The organism is Streptomyces pseudovenezuelae (genome assembly GCF_029892565.1).
GTDB lineage: Bacteria > Actinomycetota > Actinomycetes > Streptomycetales > Streptomycetaceae > Streptomyces > Streptomyces pseudovenezuelae_A.
In genome coordinates, this window is sequence record NZ_JARXVH010000003.1 from 295,803 (window position 1) to 312,647 (window position 16,845).

The following is a 16,845-nucleotide window of genomic DNA, read 5'->3' on the forward strand; positions in this document are numbered from 1 at the left end:
AGTTGTCTGAAAAGACAACGCGTGCGCGCCCCCGGCCGTCAAGCGGAACCACTTAACGAGTGGGCAACACCACGCTCTGTTGTGCATGTGAAGCACTCGTGCAACCACCTCCCGACATACTCCGCAAGCCCTCCATGCGGAACTCCACAAACAGGGGGCAAAGATCCGTACAACCAAGCCGATTCCTCGCGAGTCGTGATCACGAACGCCTAAACCTCCGTTCCGCTTTCGCTCAGAGGACCGAATGAACCCAGCCAGACGCACGACCGCCGCGGCCGCGGCTGCCGTCGCGCTGACCACGGCGACCACTCTGCTCACCGTGTCCGCCGCCCCCGCCTCCGCCGCGACGACCTGCGCCTCGCCGGTCTACAAACGGCAGTTGTTCACGAACACCACCTTCAAGGGCACCCCGAAGAAGACCGCCTGCGACAGCGTCATCGACGAGAGCTGGACCGGCGCCCCCGCCGCCGGCCTCCCCAAGGACGACTTCGCCGCCCGCTGGACCGTCACCCGCGACTTCGGCTCGGGCGGCCCCTTCGCCCTCACCGCCACCGCGACCGACGGCATCCGCGTCTACGTGGACAACAGCCGCAAGATCAACCTGTGGTCCAACACCACCGGTTCGCGCACCAAGACCGTGAACGTGACGATCCCCAAGGGCAAGCACACCCTGCGGATCGACTACGTGAACTGGACCGGCGCCGCGAAGGTCAAGGTCGGCTACACGCCCCGCACTTCGGCGACCGTCGACAAGGTGAAGCCGCTGGCCCCGACGGGCTTCTCGGCGGACTACATCCCCGACGGGGAGTCGGCGTACACCGAACTCGCCTGGTCCGCGGGCAAGGAGATGGACCTCGCCGGCTACCGCGTCTACCGCCGGCCGAAGGGCTCCGGCACCTGGACCAAGGTGGCCACGACCGCGGCCACCAAGCGCACGGCCGGGGACTCCCCGCCGCCCACCGGACAGTCGTACTACTACGAGGCCCGCGCCTACGACAGGACGGGCAACGAGTCGACCGGCACCGCCGACCAGCCGATCACCACGCTGGACCGGACCGCCCCCGCCGCTCCGGTCCTCACCGCCACCGCCGTGGAGGCCTCCAACAACCTCTCCTGGACGGCCGCCGCCGACGCCGTGCTCTACCGGGTCTACCGCAAGTACGACGACGCGACCTCGTACACCCAGATCGCCGAGACGACCGGCACCGGCTACGTCGACACCGGCGCGAGCTACGGCTCCGCCTACGACTACAAGGTCAAGGCGCTGGACGCGGCGAAGAACGGGCGGGACTCGAACGTCGTCCGCTCCACCCGGTCCATCCTCCCGCCGCAGAACGTGACGGCGACCGTGCCCGGCTACGGCGCGGTGTTCACCTGGACCGAGGCGCCGGGCGGCGACACCGCCGACTACGAGGTCTACCGCTCGACGACCTCCCCGGTGGCGACCACCTACGACAACCTCACCGACTGCCGCAGCCGCAAGGTCACCACGGACGCGGCCGGCAACAAGGTCCGCAGCTGCGTCGACTACGACGGCGACCAGGGCGCCACGTACCACTACGTGATGACCCGGAAGAACACCGCGGGGCGCTGGTCCACCGGCTCCGCCGACATGACCGTCACCCGCCCCGGCGACGAGAAAGCCCCGCCGCCGGTGACCGGCCTGACCGCGCAGCCCCTGGAGTACGGCGTCAGGTTGGACTGGGACGACAGTCCGGCGACGGACCTGGCCCACTACGAGGTCTACGAGTACCGGTCGTGCTGCACGCCGGACTTCCTGGGCGAAGTACCCGCCGGCACCTCGGAGTTCGTCGTCGGCCCGGAGGTCGCGGACGGCGAGGAGAAGACCTACGTCGTCGTCCCGGCCGACATCTACGGCAACTACGCCGAGTTCACCGGCGCCTACTGGGACAGCCCCGTCGCCTCGGTCACCGTCACCGAGCAGGACCTCCGGCCGACGACCGCCCCCGAGGACACCGCGCCCTGCTCCGTGACCGCGTACACGACCCGTGGCGACGCGGGCGGCATGTACATCGACTGCGCCGACTCGGTCGCCACGGAGGCCGCCGGCATCAACGTGTACCGCTGGGACCGCGCGAGCGGCACCTACGTCCGCGTGACCGACGTACCGCTGGCGCCCACCGCCACCAGCTATGTCGACGGGACCCTGCCCCGCGGCACGACCGTCTACTACCTGCTCTCGGTCGTCGCCCCCGACGGCTCGGAGACCTTCAGCAACGTGGACTCCGCCGTGTCCCTGCCGAGCGGAGCGTGACCCCGATGAAGACAGTCCTTCAGGCGACGGCCGTGGTGCTGACCACCACGGCCGGTCTCCTCACCACCGTGGCCGCGCCCTCCGCATCGGCCGCCACCAGCTGCAACTCCCCGGTCTACAAACGGCAGTTCTTCGCGAACACCACCTTCAAGGGCACCCCGAAGAAGACGGACTGCGACAGCGCGATCGACGAGAGCTGGAGCGGCGCCCCCGCCGCCGGCCTCCCCAAGGACAACTTCGGCGTCCGCTGGAGCGTGACCCGGGACTTCGGTTCGGGCGGGCCCTTCGCCCTCGTCGCCTCCGGGCTCGACGGGATACGGGTGTACGTCGACGGCGTCCGCAAGATCGACCTGTGGAAGAACACGTCCAAGGCCGTGAGCAAGACCGTCAACGTGGCCGTCCCCAAGGGCAAGCACACTCTGCGGCTCGACTACGTGAACTGGACCGGCGCCGCCAAGGTCAAGTTGACGTACACGCCCCGCACTTCGGCCACCGTCGACAAGGTCAGGCCCCTCACGCCGAGGGACACGCTGGTGTCGTACGACACGGCGGGCAACAAGGCGAAGCTGAGCTGGGGCAAGAACGTCGAGATGGATCTCGCGGGCTACCGGGTCTACCGGCGGCTGCGGGGCAGCACCAGTTGGACGCGGCTCACCTCCACGACCGCGACCTCGTACACCGACACCCCGCCCGCGACCGGCGCCGTCTACTACTACGAGGTGCGCGCGTACGACAAGGCGGGCAACGAATCGGCCGGTACCGCCGACCAGTTGGTCACCAGCATCACGCTGACCGCGCCGTTCGGCCTCGCCTCGTCGGTCACGGACACCACGGCCGAGCTGTCCTGGCGGGCGGTGCCGGGCGCGGTGAAGTACCGCGTGGTGCGCACGAACCGGGGCGGCGCCGACCAGGTCACCGACGTCAACTGGAACCACTTCAGCGACGACACGCTCGACCGGATCTCCACGTACGCCTACAAGGTCGCCGCGGTGGACGGCTCCGGTCATCTCTCTCCGTACACCGACCCCGTGAGCGCGCACCGGCCGCCCGCCGCGCCGCGCGACCTCACGGCGACGGCGGACATCGGGGCCGCACTGCTGTCCTGGACGGTCAGGCCGGAGGACGCCTGGGTCTACACCTTCCACGTGTACCGCTCGACGACCCTGCCGGTGGACACGTCCGGCACGCCAGTCACCTGCACCACGACGTACACCGAACGCGCCGACGGGTCACGGCGCTACAGCTGCGGCGACTACTCGGCGGACGAGAACACCACGTACCACTACGCGGTGACGACGCAGGACCAGGTGGCCGCCGTCTCCCTCCCCTCGGCGACGGTCACCGTCACCACGCTCGCCTCGGACAAGGCGCCGGCCCCGGTGACCGGGCTGACCGCGACGGCCACGGAGTACGGCATCGAGCTGGACTGGGCCGACAACACCGAGCCCGACCTGGCCCGGTACACCGTCTACCGGGGCCTGGTGCTCGGCGAGGAGGGCGACGAACAGGTCTGCTCCATGTCGGAGTGGGCGTGGCTGTCCCCGTCCACCTCGCGCTACACGGACGTGACCCTGCCCGACGGCCAGCAGCGCTGCTACTTCGTGGCCGCGGTCGACACCACGGGCAACTCCACCAGGTGGTCGTCGGGTCCCGTGTACGCCGTCCCGGTCGACGAGCTGGATCTGACCCCGTCGGTGGCGACCCCGGAGGGCTCGCCGATCGGCCTGACGGCGACCGCGACCGACTCGGGCGTCGGCCTGGAGTGGAACACGGCCGACTCGGCGACGGGCTACCAGGTCTACCGCTGGAACCCGGCCACCGGGGCGTACGAGAAGCTGGCGACCACCACGGACCGCTCCTACGACGACACCACCGCCGCCCGCGGCACCACCCACCACTACTGGGTGACCGCGCTGTACGCCGACGGCACGGAGTCGGCGCCCGGGGCGGACTGGGCGATCCTGGAGCCCTGAGCACGATCCGAGCGGGATGGGGACACGACCGGCATGCGAGAGGGGCCCGGAGAAATCTCCGGGCCCCTCTTCCGTTCCGCCATGTCCGCGAAGCGCGTCGCGACGACTACTCGGGCTGCCGCTTGGGCCGCCACACCACCAACGCACTGGTCTGCTGCACTTCTTGGTACGGCACCAGATCGCGGCGGTACGAGGCGTGCACCGCGGCCTCGCGCTGCTGCATCGCCGCCGCCGCGCCCTCGACCGCCGACTGGAGCTCGGCGACGCGCTGTTGGAGCGCGGCGACCTGGTTCTCCAGCTCGATGATGCGCTTGATGCCGGCCAGGTTGATGCCCTCGTCCTGCGACAACTGCTGGACGGTACGCAGCAGTTCGATGTCACGGGCCGAGTAACGGCGCCCCCGCCCGGCCGTGCGGTCCGGGGAGACCAGGCCGAGGCGGTCGTACTGGCGCAGCGTCTGCGGGTGCAGGCCGGAGAGCTGGGCCGCCACCGAGATGACGTAGACCGGGGTCTCCTCGGTCAGTTCATAAGGGTTACGTCGACGGCCGTCCATCTCTGTCAAGCTCCCTTCGCGGCCTGGAACAGCTCCGCCCGCGGGTCCTCGCCCGCGGTCGCCTCTCGGTACGCCTCCAGTGCGTCACGAGCCTTCCCCGTCACGTCCTTCGGGACACTCACCTCGACGGTGACCAGCAGGTCCCCGCGGGTGCCGTCCTTGCGGACCGCGCCCTTGCCGCGGGCCCGCATGGTGCGGCCGTTGGGTGTGCCCGGCGGCAGCTTCAGGGTGACCGGCGGTCCGCCCAGGGTCGGGACCCTGACCTCGCCGCCGAGTGCCGCCTCGGAGAACGTCACCGGGACGGTCACCGTGAGGTTGTCGTCCTTGCGGCCGAAGACCGGGTGGGCGTCGACGTGCACGGTCACGTACAGGTCGCCGGCCGGACCGCCGCGCTCGCCCGGTGCGCCCTTGCCGCGCAGTCGGATCCGCTGGCTGTCCGCCACTCCGGCGGGGATACGGACCTGCATGGTCCTGGAGGACTTGGCCCGGCCGCTGCCCTTGCAGACCTCGCAGGGGGTCTCGGCGATCAGGCCGCGGCCCTTGCAGTCGGGGCAGGGGTCGGTGAGCGAGAAGCCGCCGCCCGAACCCCGGGCGACCTGGCCGGTGCCGACGCAGGTCGGGCAGACCCGAGGGTTGCCGTTCGCGTCGCCGGTGCCCGAACAGGCCTTGCAGGGGGCCTGCGAGGACATGCGCAGCGGGACCGTCGCTCCCTCGATCGCCTCGGTGAAGCTGAGGCTGACCTCGGTGTCGATGTCCTGGCCGCGCCGGGGCTGGGTACGGGTCGTGCCCGCGCCGCCGCGGTTGAACAGGCCCCCGAAGACGTCTCCGAGGCCGCCGCCGAAACCGCCGGCGCCCTGGCCGCCGCCGCCCTGGGGGCCGCCGCCACCGAAGAGGTCACCGAGGTCGAAGTTGAAGTTGCCGCCGCCCGCGCCGCCGGGCCCCGGGCGGTAGCCGCCGTTGCCGAAGAGCGCGCGGGCCTCGTCGTACTCCTTGCGCTTCTTGGGATCACCGAGGATGTCGTTCGCCTCGGAGATCTCCTTGAAGCGCTCCTCCGCCTTGGCGTTGCCCTTGTTGGCGTCCGGGTGGAACTCGCGGGCGAGCTTCCGGTACGCCTTCTTGATCTCGGCCTCGGTGGCGTCCTTGGGGACGCCGAGGACCTTGTAGTAGTCCTTCTCGATGAAGTCCTTGGTGCTCATCCTCGACGTCCCTCCTTCCGTACGGTCTCTACGTCAGCCCTCCTCAGGGCCGTTGTCCTTCTCGTCCTCGGCCTCGGCGTCCTCGGCCTTGACGGGCTGCGCACCCGGCTGGGGCTCGGCGACCGCCACCCGCGCGGGGCGGATGGTGCGCTCGCCGAAGCGATACCCGGGCTGCAGGATCGCCACGCAGGTCGTCTCGGTGACGTCCGGCGCGTACGAGTGCATCAGGGCCTCGTGGATGGTCGGGTCGAAGGGCTCGCCCTCCTTGCCGAACTGCTGCAGTCCCATCTTCGCCGCGACGGTCTCCAGCGACTCACCGACGGACTTGAAACCGCCGACGAACTCGCCGTGTTCCCGCGCGCGGCCGATGTCGTCGAGCACGGGCAGGAGTTCGGACAGGAGGTTCGCCACGGCGATCTCCTTGACCGTGATCCGGTCCCGCTCCACGCGGCGGCGGTAGTTCTGGAATTCGGCCTGCAGCCGCTGGAGGTCCGCGGTGCGCTCCTCGAGCGCCTTGCGCACCTGGTCCAGCTGGGCCGTCAGACCGGCGATCTGCAGACTTGCGTCCCCGGCCGGGGCCGCCCCCTCCCCCGTGGAGGGGGAGGCGGCCTTCGGCTCGGCGTCTTCGGGGGTGGCGCCGGAGGGGACGTCGGGCTTCTCGTCGAAGCCCGGGGTCTCCTCCGTCACGCGGCACCGTCCTTGCGCTCGTCGTCCACGATCTCCGCGTCCACGACGTCGTCGTCGGCCTTCGGGGCGTCATCGGCGGCGTCGGACGCGCCACCGGTGGCCTGGGCACCCTGGGCGTCGGCGTACATGGCCTGGCCCAGCTTCTGCGAGACGGCCGCGACCTTCTCGGTGGAGGTGCGGATCTCGGCGGTGTCCTCGCCCTTGAGCGCGGCCTTCAGCTCCTCAAGAGAGGCCTCGACCTCGGTCTTGATGTCGCCCGGGACCTTGTCCTCGTTGTCCTTGAGGAACTTCTCGGTCTGGTAGACGAGCTGCTCGCCCTGGTTGCGGGTCTCGGCGGCCTCGCGGCGGGCGTGGTCCTCCTCCGCGTACTTCTCGGCCTCCTGGCGCATCCGGTCGACCTCGTCCTTCGGCAGCGAGGAGCCGCCGGTGACGGTCATCTTCTGCTCCTTGCCCGTGCCCAGGTCCTTCGCGGTCACGTGCATGATGCCGTTGGCGTCGATGTCGAAGGCGACCTCGATCTGCGGGACGCCACGCGGGGCCGGCGGCAGACCGGTCAGCTCGAACATCCCGAGCTTCTTGTTGTACGCCGCGATCTCGCGCTCGCCCTGGTAGACCTGGATCTGCACCGACGGCTGGTTGTCCTCGGCCGTCGTGAAGATCTCGGAACGCTTGGTCGGGATCGTGGTGTTGCGCTCGATGAGCTTGGTCATGATCCCTCCCTTGGTCTCGATGCCGAGGGACAGCGGGGTCACGTCCAGGAGCAGGACGTCCTTGACCTCACCCTTGAGGACACCGGCCTGCAGGGCGGCGCCGATGGCGACGACCTCGTCCGGGTTGACGCCCTTGTTGGCGTCCTTGCCACCGGTGAGCTCGCGGACGATCTCGGCCACGGCGGGCATACGGGTGGAGCCACCGACGAGGACGACGTGGTCGATCTCGTTGATGGAGATGCCGGCGTCCTTGATGACGTTGTGGAACGGCGTCTTGCAGCGCTCCAGCAGGTCGGCCGTCAGCTGCTGGAACTGGGCGCGGGTGAGCTTCTCGTCCAGGTGCAGCGGGCCCTCGGCGGACGCCGTGATGTAGGGCAGGTTGATCGAGGTCTCGGTGGAGCTGGACAGCTCGATCTTGGCCTTCTCGGCAGCCTCACGCAGACGCTGCAGGGCCATCTTGTCCTTGCCCAGGTCCACACCGTGGCCGGACGCGAACTGCTTGACCAGGTAGTCGACGACGCGCTGGTCCCAGTCGTCACCACCGAGGTGGTTGTCGCCGTTGGTGGCCTTCACCTCGACGACGCCGTCGCCGATCTCCAGCAGGGACACGTCGAAGGTGCCGCCGCCGAGGTCGAAGACGAGGATCGTCTGGTCGTCCTTGTCGAGGCCGTACGCCAGCGCCGCCGCGGTGGGCTCGTTGACGATGCGCAGGACGTTGAGACCGGCGATCTCGCCGGCTTCCTTCGTCGCCTGGCGCTCGGAGTCGTTGAAGTACGCCGGGACGGTGATGACCGCGTCGGTCACCTTCTCGCCCAGGTAGGACTCGGCGTCACGCTTGAGCTTCTGCAGGATGAAGGCGCTCATCTGCTGCGGGTTGAACTGCTTCCCGTCGAGCTCGATCTTCCAGTCCGTGCCCATGTGGCGCTTCACGGAGCGGATGGTCCTGTCGACGTTCGTGACCGCCTGACGCTTGGCGACCTCGCCGACCAGCACCTCGCCGTTCTTCGCGAAGGCGACGACGGACGGCGTGGTCCTGGCACCCTCGGCGTTGGTGATGACGGTGGGCTCGCCGCCCTCCAGAACGCTGACGACGGAGTTAGTCGTGCCCAGGTCGATGCCGACCGCACGTGCCATGGTGGTTTCCTCCAGCTGACTTGAGTGGAACGGACTCAAGTGTGCATGAAGCCGGCCGCTCGGTCAACAGACCTGAGTCACCGGGGCTCAACTCTTATCCGTTCCTTACGCGCAACCGGCCTCCGACCTGCGTGGACGGGGGCCGCCTGGCACCGTACACAGAGACCCGCAGCAGCGCGAACACGGCCACCAGCGCGACCGCCCCCACCCAGAACACCCCGGACTCCGCGACCCATCCCAGGTGCACGAGGACTCCGACGAGCACCGAGGAGAACGCACCGAGCCCGAGCAGCAGGATGGCGCCCTGCGGGGTAAGCCCGAGCCGCCGCAGCCGGTGCGCGAGATGGTCGGGCCCGCCGCGCAGCAACGGCCGTCCGGCAAATCGGCGCGACATCAGTACGAGGACGACGTCGGCGCTCGCCACGGCGGTGAGCGCGAACAGCACCCCCGCGCTGGAGGCGAGCCCGTGCCCGGTCCGGGCCACCACGGCCGCGGCGGCGAGCACGAACCCGGTGAACAGCGACCCGCTCGCACCGAGCGCCACGCGCGCGGGATGCCAGTTGTGCATCAGGAACCCGGTCAGCGCGGCGGCCAGCACGCTCAGCAGCACCGCGAGCCCGTCCATCACCTCGGCCGCGACACACGCGCCGACCCCGAAGGCGGTGACGACCCCGACGGTCCCCGCGAGCGCGTCGGCGTGGTCCAGCGCCCAGAACCCGACGGCGACGAACACGATCCAGCCCACCGCCAGCACCCCGCCGACCACTCCGGTCTCCGCGTACGGCACCACACAGGCCGCCGCCACCGCCGTACCGGCGACCAGCACGCGCGCCTTGACCCGCCGTACGTCGGCGACGAGCCCGAGCGCGGCGACGGCGGCGCCCGCGACGAGCAGTTCGCCGACGCCTGCGCCGAGGGGTGCGGCGCCCGTCCAGTCCCCCGCGGCGGCCACCAGACAGGTGGTGAGCGCGAGCGCCGGCCCGCCGGACAGTGGCACCGGGCGCTGTCGCCGTCGGTCGAGGATCCCGAGGCGCAGGGCGGGCGTCCGCAGCAGCGCGGTAAGGACGGCGGCGAGGAGCAGGGCGGTGGTGGCGGCGACGATCCCGTAGAGCACGGATCTAAAGTAGGCGCGAATGTACCAATTTGGTACGAATAACACGGTCAGATTGTCACGGATGCCTGGGGTCCCCTTTAGGCAACCCTCAGCGATACAGATCACCGCACGCCCGGCTACAGTGCGACCGATGATGGGGGTAGTCTCAGACGGACTCCATAAGTTACCGCTTAGTAATGTCCTCCGATCCCGCTCGGAGACCCCCTCGCAGGCCCGAGGAGCCCTGAAATGCAACTCGCCGCGATCATCGTGTCGCTGGTTCTGATCGTGGTCGGTGTGGCGCTGTTCGCCCGCGCCGTCCTGCAGATCTACACCTTCATGCGACTCGGCCAGGACGTGCCCGCGGGCACCCGCACCGACGAGCCGGTCCAGCGGACCGTCACCGTGGCCAAGGAGTTCCTCGGCCACACCCGGATGAACCGCTGGGGCATCGTCGGTGTCGCGCACTGGTTCGTGGCGGTGGGCTTCTTCTCGCTGCTGCTGACGATCGTCAACGCCATCGGCCAGCTCTTCCAGGCCGACTGGCTGCTGCCGGTCATCGGCGAGTGGGCGCCGTACAACGTCTTCGTCGAGTTCATCGGCACGATGACCGTGCTCGGCATCCTCGCCCTGATCGTGATCCGCCAGCTGAGCAAGCCGAACAAGCCCGGTCGCAAGTCCCGCTTCGCCGGCTCCAACTTCGGCCAGGCGTACTTCGTCGAGGCCGTCATCCTCATCGTCGGCGTCTGCATCTTCATGCTGCACGCCCTTGAGGGAGCCCAGCACCACGTCGACGCGTACGAGGCGTCCTTCTTCATCTCGTACCCGGTGGTGTCGGGTCTTGAGCACCTGGACGTCTCCACGCTCCAGAACCTCACCTACCTCTTCGCCGGCGTGAAGATCGCGACCTCCTTCATCTGGATGATCACGGTCGCCCTGAAGACCGACATGGGTGTCGCCTGGCACCGCTTCCTGGCCTTCCCGAACATCTGGTTCAAGCGCAACGCGACCGGTGAGACGTCCCTGGGCGCGCTGCTGCCGATGACCTCCGGCGGCAAGCCGATCGACTTCACCGACCCGGGCGACGACGACGTGTTCGGCGTATCGCAGGTCGAGCAGTTCTCCTGGAAGGGCCTGCTGGACTTCTCCACGTGCACCGAGTGCGGTCGCTGCCAGTCGCAGTGCCCGGCCTGGAACACGGGCAAGCCGCTCTCCCCGAAGCTCCTGATCATGTCGCTGCGCGACCACGCGCACGCCAAGGCGCCCTACCTGCTCGCGGGTGGCGGCAAGTCCATGGAGGGCGAGGAGAAGGCGTCCGAGGAGCAGTTGAAGGACGTCCCCGCGGCGGCTCTCGCGGAGGCCGAGCGCCCGCTGATCGGCACGGCCGAAGAGAACGGCGTCATCGACCCCGACGTCCTGTGGTCCTGCACCACCTGCGGCGCCTGCGTCGAGCAGTGCCCGGTGGACATCGAGCACGTCGACCACATCGTCGACATGCGGCGCTACCAGGTGATGATCGAGAGCGCGTTCCCGTCCGAGGCGGGCACGATGCTCAAGAACCTGGAGAAGAAGGGCAACCCCTGGGGGCTCGCCAAGAAGCAGCGCCTGGAGTGGACGAAGGAAGTCGACTTCGAGGTGCCGGTCGTCGGCCAGGACATCGAGGACCTCACCGAGGTCGAGTACCTGTACTGGGTCGGCTGCGCGGGTGCGCTGGAAGACCGCGCCAAGAAGACGACGAAGGCCTTCGCGGAACTCCTCCACATCGCGGGCGTGAAGTTCGCGATCATGGGCGGCGACGAGAAGTGCACCGGTGACTCCGCCCGCCGCCTCGGCAACGAGCCCCTGTTCCAGGAGCTCGGCATGGAGAACGTCATGGCGCTGAACATGGCGTTCGGCGAGGAGCTGGACGACGACGGCAAGGTGGTCGCCGAGTCGGCGAAACCGAAGTCCGCCAAGAAGATCGTCGCGACCTGCCCGCACTGCCTCAACACCATCGGCAACGAGTACCCGCAGCTCGGCGGCGACTACGAGGTCATCCACCATACCCAGCTGCTCCAACACCTGGTGGACGAGGGCAAGTTGATCCCGGTGACTCCGGTCGAGGGCATCATCACCTACCACGACCCCTGCTACCTGGGCCGCCACAACAAGATCTACACGCCCCCGCGCGAGATCATCGCCAGCGTCCCGGGCCTGCGCAACGAGGAGATGCACCGCCACAAGGAACGCGGCTTCTGCTGCGGCGCCGGTGGTGCGCGGATGTGGATGGAGGAGCGGATCGGCAAGCGCATCAACAACGAGCGCGTCGACGAGGCTCTCTCCCTCAACCCCGACATCGTCTCGACGGCCTGCCCGTTCTGCCTCGTCATGCTCACGGACTCCGTGAACGGCAAGAAGAACGACGGCTCCGCCAAGGAGTCCATCCAGGTCGTCGACGTGGCCCAACTCCTCCTGGACTCCGTCAGGACGCCGGTCGACCCGGCGGGTGACGAGGAGACGGCGGACGCGCCGGAGCCGGAGCCGGTGAAGTAGCGCCCGAAGCGCCTCCCCGAGAGCGCGCTTCCACGGTCGTCAAGACGCCCCATGCCTTCGCCGGCATGGGGCGTCGTCGTATCCGTCAGGCGTCCTTCGGCCCCACCTGCTGCGCCACCTCGAAGGACCACAGCTCCGAACCGGTGGCCGCGGGCTTCGGCCGCTCGCCGCCCTCGCCGCCGCCCTGGTGGGCGGCCTTCGCCGAACCGTCCCGCCACGCCTGGAACGACTCCTCGTCCCGCCACCGCGAGTAGACGAGGTAGGTGTCCGTGCCCTCGACCGGCCGCAGCAGCTCGAACCACTCGAAGCCGTCGGAGTCCGCCACGGCCCCGCCCCGCGCGGCGAACCGCTGCTCCAGCACCTCGCGCTGCTCGGCGGGCACGGTCAGTACGTTGATCTTGACTACGCTCATGGATCCATCCTGACGCACCGGCGTCCGCGACCCACCCAGGGCCCCACCCACGGTCAGAACACCAACTGCCCGACACCCAGCAGGTTTCCCTCGCTGTCCCGGAACCAGGCGCCGCGTTCGCCCCGCGCCCCCTTGCTCGGATAGTTCCCCTCGATGTCGGCGATCCCGCCCTCGGTCCGGAACCCGGGCAGGTCGACCTCCTCGAACACCACGCCCCGGCCGCGCAGTTCGGCCACCACCGCCTCGATGTCGTCGACCTCGAACGCCATCTGCGTGAAGATGCCGGAGGAGGCGCCCGCCGACCGGAACAGCACGAAGTCCGCGCCCTCGCTCCGGTACAGCAGCCCACCGGGCCGTTCGTCGACGGGGTCGAGCCCGAGCACCTCGGAGTAGAAGCGCCGGGCCCGTTCCAGATCCTGGGCCGGCAGCCTGGTCGCCACCCGGGCGCCCGCCAGAGTGTGCTTTCCGTTTGCGTTCATACGTCCGCTCATGCGTCCACTGTGGCGCGGGCCGGGCCCGAAAGTGCCGCCCTGCCCAGGGGTGTCCCCGCGTGTCGAACGCATGCATCATTACTCGGGCGTTGTCGACGGGGCTGACGAGGTGAACGGTGCGCGTGCGAAGAAGCTGGGCGGGTACGGCGTCGGCGGTCGGTGGCCTCGTCCTGGTACTCGCCGCGTGCGGCCCGGGCACCGACTCGGGCGCCGGATCCGCCACCCACACCCCCGTATCCATCGCCAACGCCCCCGCCAAGCTCCCGATCCCGCGCGGCAAGGGCAGTAAGACGCCCGACGACTTCAACGGTGACGGCCATCGCGACCTCGTACTCAACGACTTGGTGAAGGACCAGGCGCACGCGGACGACCCCGGTATCGGCGTCGCCTACGGCAGCGCGCGTGGACTCACGCCCGGCGCACGGCAGTTGCTCAGTCCGAAGACGCGGGCGGCGGCGACCAAGGGTCAACTCCCCGCCGTTTTCGACGCGGAGGAGAGCTGCGACCTGGACGGCGACGGCTTCACCGACCTCGTCGTCTCCACCGACCCGCCCTACGACGGGCAGGGGCAGCCGCCGGTCCCGTTGCAGCTTCTCTTCGGCTCCCCCGCAGGTCTGGCGACCCGCGGCGTCCACCTCGTGGTCCCGCCCGCCGCCCGCTTCGGCAACGACTGGGCCGACCAGCCGGTGTGCGGCGACTTCGACGGGGACGGCAGCAAGGACCTGGTCCTGCACGCCTCCGGCGGCCGACTGACCTATCTGCGCGGCCCGTTCACGCGCAAGGGCGCCCCCAAGAAGGCCGGCGCTCCGCTCCCCTCGCCGGGCGAGGTACCCACCGGTCCCGCCGCCGACGTGAACCGCGACGGATACGACGACCTGGTGGTCCGTACCGCCCAAGGCACCGGCAAGTCCGCGGTCGTCCTCGGCGGACCGGACGGCCCGGCCGAGACCGGCGTCGTCCTGCCGGCGGGCATCGACGTGTCCCTCGGCCGCTTCGGCAAGGGCAGGGATCTGGACGCGGCGGTCGGCGCGATGGGGGAGACGGCCCTGCGCTACGACCTGCCGACGGCCACTCGCGCCGCCCTCGCCTCCCCCGGCTCCGTCCTCGACGCCGCCGACTTCGACGGCGACGGCCTCAGCGAACTCGTCTCCAGCGGCTCGCGCCTGCGCGTCTTCAAGGGCCGTACGACGGGCCTGTCCACGGCCGGCATGGTCACCGTCCAGCCGCCCGTCCACGGCACCACCCGCCTCCTCACGGCCGCCGACTTCGACGGCGACGGACGCGCCGACCTGGCGGTGCGGACGTATCGCAGCGAGACGAAGGACACCGTGGCGGTCTATCCCGGGGTGAAGGGCGACGGGCTGGTCGCGGCGCGGCCGGTCGTCACCTTCTCGACGTCGGCGTTCCTCGTTCCCTGACGCATCGAGCGGCTCGGGCGGCACACGCACCGCAGGCCGCACTCGCGTGGCCAAAATAACCGAACTCACGTACAACCCTTACCCTTCCGCGCCGGTCTCCTGATCGCCGGCGCCCGCGCCCCACCTGCGCGGACCCGGCACCTCCCCGGAGTCCCCTACCTTTCCTCCCTGGAGCGCCTCCTTGCGCAAGCGCACCCTCCTGCTGGCCGTCGGGCTCACCACCGGCCTGCTCACCGCTCTGCCCGGCACCGCGACCGCGGCGCCCTCCAGGCTGGCCGGTGACTTCAACGGCGACGGCTATCGCGATGTCGCCATCGGCGCGGACAGCGCCGACGTCGGCTCCGTCCAGTACGCGGGCGCGGTCGTCGTCCTGTACGGCTCCGCCTCCGGCGTCTCGGCCGCGAAGAAGACGGTCATCACCCAGAACTCCGCCGGCGTCCCCGGCGCCGCCGAGCAGGGCGACCGCTTCGGCAACAGCCTCGCCGCCGGCGACCTGAACGCCGACGGCTACGCGGACCTCGTGGTCGGCGCCCAGTACGAGAGCATCGGCTCCCGCGACGGCATCGGCACCGCCACCGTCATCTGGGGCGGCAAGTCCGGCCTGACCGGCGGTTCGGTGCTGCCCTCGCCGGGCGGACTGAACGAGTGGGGCGGCTACTCCTCCGGCATCGCGACCGGCGACTTCGACGGCGACGGCAAGACGGACGTGACGGTCACCGGCCAGAGCCGCACCGGTCTGTACAAGGGCCCGTTCACCCGCGCCGGGAAGCCCGTCGGCCTGACCTCCGTGGGCGAGGTCGGCTCGACGTACGGCGTGATCGCGGGCGACCTGGACGCCGACGGCGCGGCCGAGCGCGTGTACCCGTACGCGACCGACGGCGACCTCGGCGGCGTCATCGGCTACTTCGGCTACGACCCCGAGGGCTACGACTCCCACCCGGAGTCGAACTACGCCCGGACCGAGCTGCCGCTGGCCGACGGCGACCAGGGCGCGGTCGGCGACATCAACGGCGACGGCTACGGTGACCTCGTCCTCGGCGACCACGAGGACCCGCGCAGCGACAAGAAGACGGGCCACAAGGGCGGCCAGATCAGCGTCTGGTACGGCGGCCCGAACGGCCCCGACCCGGCACAGAAGCCGACGGTCATCCACCAGGACTCGGCGGGCGTGCCCGGCACCGGCGAGGCCGCGGACCTCTTCGGCTCGGCGCTGAGCGTCGGTGACGTCAACGGCGACAAGTACGCCGACGTCGCGGTGGGCGCCTTCGGCGAGGACAACGGCAAGGCCAGGGACTCGGGTTCGGTGACGATCCTGTTCGGCTCGGCCACCGGCCTCAAGGGCTCCGGCGCCAAGGTGTACACGCAGAACACCGCGGGCGTGCCCGGCGCCGACGAGAGCGGCGACTCCTTCGGCCAGTCCGTCCGCCTGGTCGACCTCGACAAGAACGGCAAGGCCGACCTGGTCGTCGGCTCCGGCTACGAGAACGCCTACGGCGCGATCACCGTCCTGCGCGGCGCCGCCTCCGGCCTCACCACCAGCGGTGCCAAGTTCCTCAGCGCCCGTGACGTCTCCCTCAAGGGCGACGCGTCCTTCGGCTGGGTGATCGGCCAGTGACGTACCGCCGAACGACCTGCCGCCGCCTGGCCGTCCTGCTCGCGGCCGGCCTCACCCCGCTCGCCCTCACCGCCCCCGCAGCCCAGGCCGCGACGCCCGCGAAGCCGTACGACTTCAACGGCGACGGCAAGGCCGACCTCGCGATCGGCGCGCCCGCCGCCACCGTCGGCGGCAAGAAGGGGGCGGGCGCGGTCTCCGTCGTTCGGACGGCGTGAACACCGGCCGCACGCCGCTCACCCTCACGCAGAACACCGCGGGCGTCCCCGACACCTCGGAGACCGGCGACGCCTTCGGCTCCGGCGTCTCCCTGGGCGACGTCAACGGCGACGGGTACGCCGACCTCGCGATCGGCGCGTCCGGCGAGAACTCCGGGGCGGGCTCGCTGACCGTCCTGTACGGCTCGGCCTCCGGCCTCAAGACCTCGGGCGCCAAGGCGTACTCCCAGAACACGGCGGGCGTCCCCGGCGCCGGCGAGAAGTCCGACCGCTTCGGCGGCCGCACCACCCTTGTGGACCACACCGGCGACCGGCGTGCCGAGCTGACCGTGTCGGCGCCGGGCGAGAACGCGGGCGACGGCGCGGTGTGGTCCCTGCGGGGCACGACCACCGGCCCGACGACCTCGGGCGCGGTGAGCTTCGGCCCGTCGGCGACGGACGTGGCGACGACGGGCAGCCCGGGGTTCGGCAAGACGCTGGGCAGCTGACCGTCGTCGTATCCGGTATCTCGACATCCCTTAGGGCACCCGGCTCGGGCCCC

General features: G+C 70.2%; 14 protein-coding genes. 7 read left to right on the plus strand and 7 right to left on the minus strand.

Annotation, left to right across the window (positions count from 1 at the left end; genetic code table 11):
* Window positions 1-244 precede the first annotated feature (244 nt).
* The gene (locus M2283_RS10325; protein ID WP_280875832.1) at window positions 245-2,275 is read left to right on the plus strand and encodes a PA14 domain-containing protein; all 2,031 of its coding nucleotides are present in this window, start codon (window positions 245-247) and stop codon (window positions 2,273-2,275) included.
* A 5-nt stretch (window positions 2,276-2,280) separates the two neighbouring features.
* A complete protein-coding gene (locus M2283_RS10330; RefSeq protein ID WP_280875833.1) occupies window positions 2,281-4,248 on the plus strand; it encodes a PA14 domain-containing protein in 1,968 nt (655 codons plus the stop codon).
* A gap of 106 nt (window positions 4,249-4,354) precedes the next feature.
* Here M2283_RS10330 and M2283_RS10335 read toward each other — a convergent pair whose 3' ends face one another.
* The 5 genes from M2283_RS10335 to M2283_RS10355 form a co-directional block, all read right to left on the minus strand.
* Entirely contained in the window at window positions 4,355-4,801 is a 447-nt protein-coding gene (locus tag M2283_RS10335) for a heat shock protein transcriptional repressor HspR (RefSeq protein ID WP_280875834.1), read from the minus strand.
* Between the two features lie 5 nt (window positions 4,802-4,806).
* Complete coding sequence (gene dnaJ / locus M2283_RS10340) at window positions 4,807-5,997, minus strand: molecular chaperone DnaJ (RefSeq protein ID WP_280875835.1); 1,191 nt, start codon at window positions 5,995-5,997, stop codon at window positions 4,807-4,809.
* Between the two features lie 33 nt (window positions 5,998-6,030).
* Entirely contained in the window at window positions 6,031-6,684 is a 654-nt protein-coding gene (gene grpE / locus M2283_RS10345) for a nucleotide exchange factor GrpE (protein ID WP_280875836.1), read from the minus strand.
* The gene (dnaK, locus tag M2283_RS10350) at window positions 6,681-8,528 is read right to left on the minus strand and encodes a molecular chaperone DnaK (RefSeq protein ID WP_280875837.1); all 1,848 of its coding nucleotides are present in this window, start codon (window positions 8,526-8,528) and stop codon (window positions 6,681-6,683) included. Before dnaK ends, grpE begins: the two co-directional genes overlap by 4 nt.
* Before the next feature lie 94 nt (window positions 8,529-8,622).
* A complete protein-coding gene (locus tag M2283_RS10355; protein ID WP_280875838.1) occupies window positions 8,623-9,642 on the minus strand; it encodes an MraY family glycosyltransferase in 1,020 nt (339 codons plus the stop codon).
* Window positions 9,643-9,870: 228 nt separating this feature from the next.
* Here M2283_RS10355 and M2283_RS10360 point away from each other — a divergent pair, with 228 nt between their 5' ends.
* On the plus strand, window positions 9,871-12,153 hold the full coding sequence (locus M2283_RS10360) for a (Fe-S)-binding protein (protein ID WP_280875839.1): 2,283 nt from the start codon (window positions 9,871-9,873) through the stop codon (window positions 12,151-12,153).
* Window positions 12,154-12,238: 85 nt separating this feature from the next.
* On the opposite strand, the gene M2283_RS10365 is transcribed toward M2283_RS10360, so the two are convergent.
* Together M2283_RS10365 and M2283_RS10370 are read right to left on the minus strand one after the other, a co-directional pair.
* Window positions 12,239-12,565 carry an antibiotic biosynthesis monooxygenase family protein gene (locus tag M2283_RS10365; protein ID WP_280875840.1) on the minus strand — a complete coding sequence of 109 codons (327 nt, stop codon included), beginning with the start codon at window positions 12,563-12,565 and terminating at the stop codon, window positions 12,239-12,241.
* Window positions 12,566-12,618: 53 nt separating this feature from the next.
* Window positions 12,619-13,056 carry a VOC family protein gene (locus tag M2283_RS10370; protein WP_432423046.1) on the minus strand — a complete coding sequence of 146 codons (438 nt, stop codon included), beginning with the start codon at window positions 13,054-13,056 and terminating at the stop codon, window positions 12,619-12,621.
* Between the two features lie 116 nt (window positions 13,057-13,172).
* Here M2283_RS10370 and M2283_RS10375 point away from each other — a divergent pair, with 116 nt between their 5' ends.
* The 4 genes from M2283_RS10375 to M2283_RS10390 all read left to right on the plus strand — a co-directional run bounded on the left by M2283_RS10375 (window position 13,173) and on the right by M2283_RS10390 (window position 16,792).
* Window positions 13,173-14,474, plus strand: a complete 1,302-nt coding sequence (locus M2283_RS10375; RefSeq protein ID WP_280875841.1) for an FG-GAP repeat domain-containing protein — start codon at window positions 13,173-13,175, stop codon at window positions 14,472-14,474.
* A gap of 181 nt (window positions 14,475-14,655) precedes the next feature.
* Entirely contained in the window at window positions 14,656-16,089 is a 1,434-nt protein-coding gene (locus M2283_RS10380; protein WP_280875842.1) for an FG-GAP-like repeat-containing protein, read from the plus strand.
* Window positions 16,086-16,304: an FG-GAP repeat protein gene (locus M2283_RS10385; RefSeq protein WP_280875843.1), complete on the plus strand. Its 219-nt coding sequence runs from the start codon at window positions 16,086-16,088 to the stop codon at window positions 16,302-16,304. The genes M2283_RS10380 and M2283_RS10385 overlap by 4 nt, the downstream gene beginning before the upstream one ends.
* On the plus strand, window positions 16,301-16,792 hold the full coding sequence (locus tag M2283_RS10390; protein ID WP_280875844.1) for an FG-GAP repeat protein: 492 nt from the start codon (window positions 16,301-16,303) through the stop codon (window positions 16,790-16,792). The genes M2283_RS10385 and M2283_RS10390 overlap by 4 nt, the downstream gene beginning before the upstream one ends.
* Window positions 16,793-16,845: the final 53 nt, after the last annotated feature.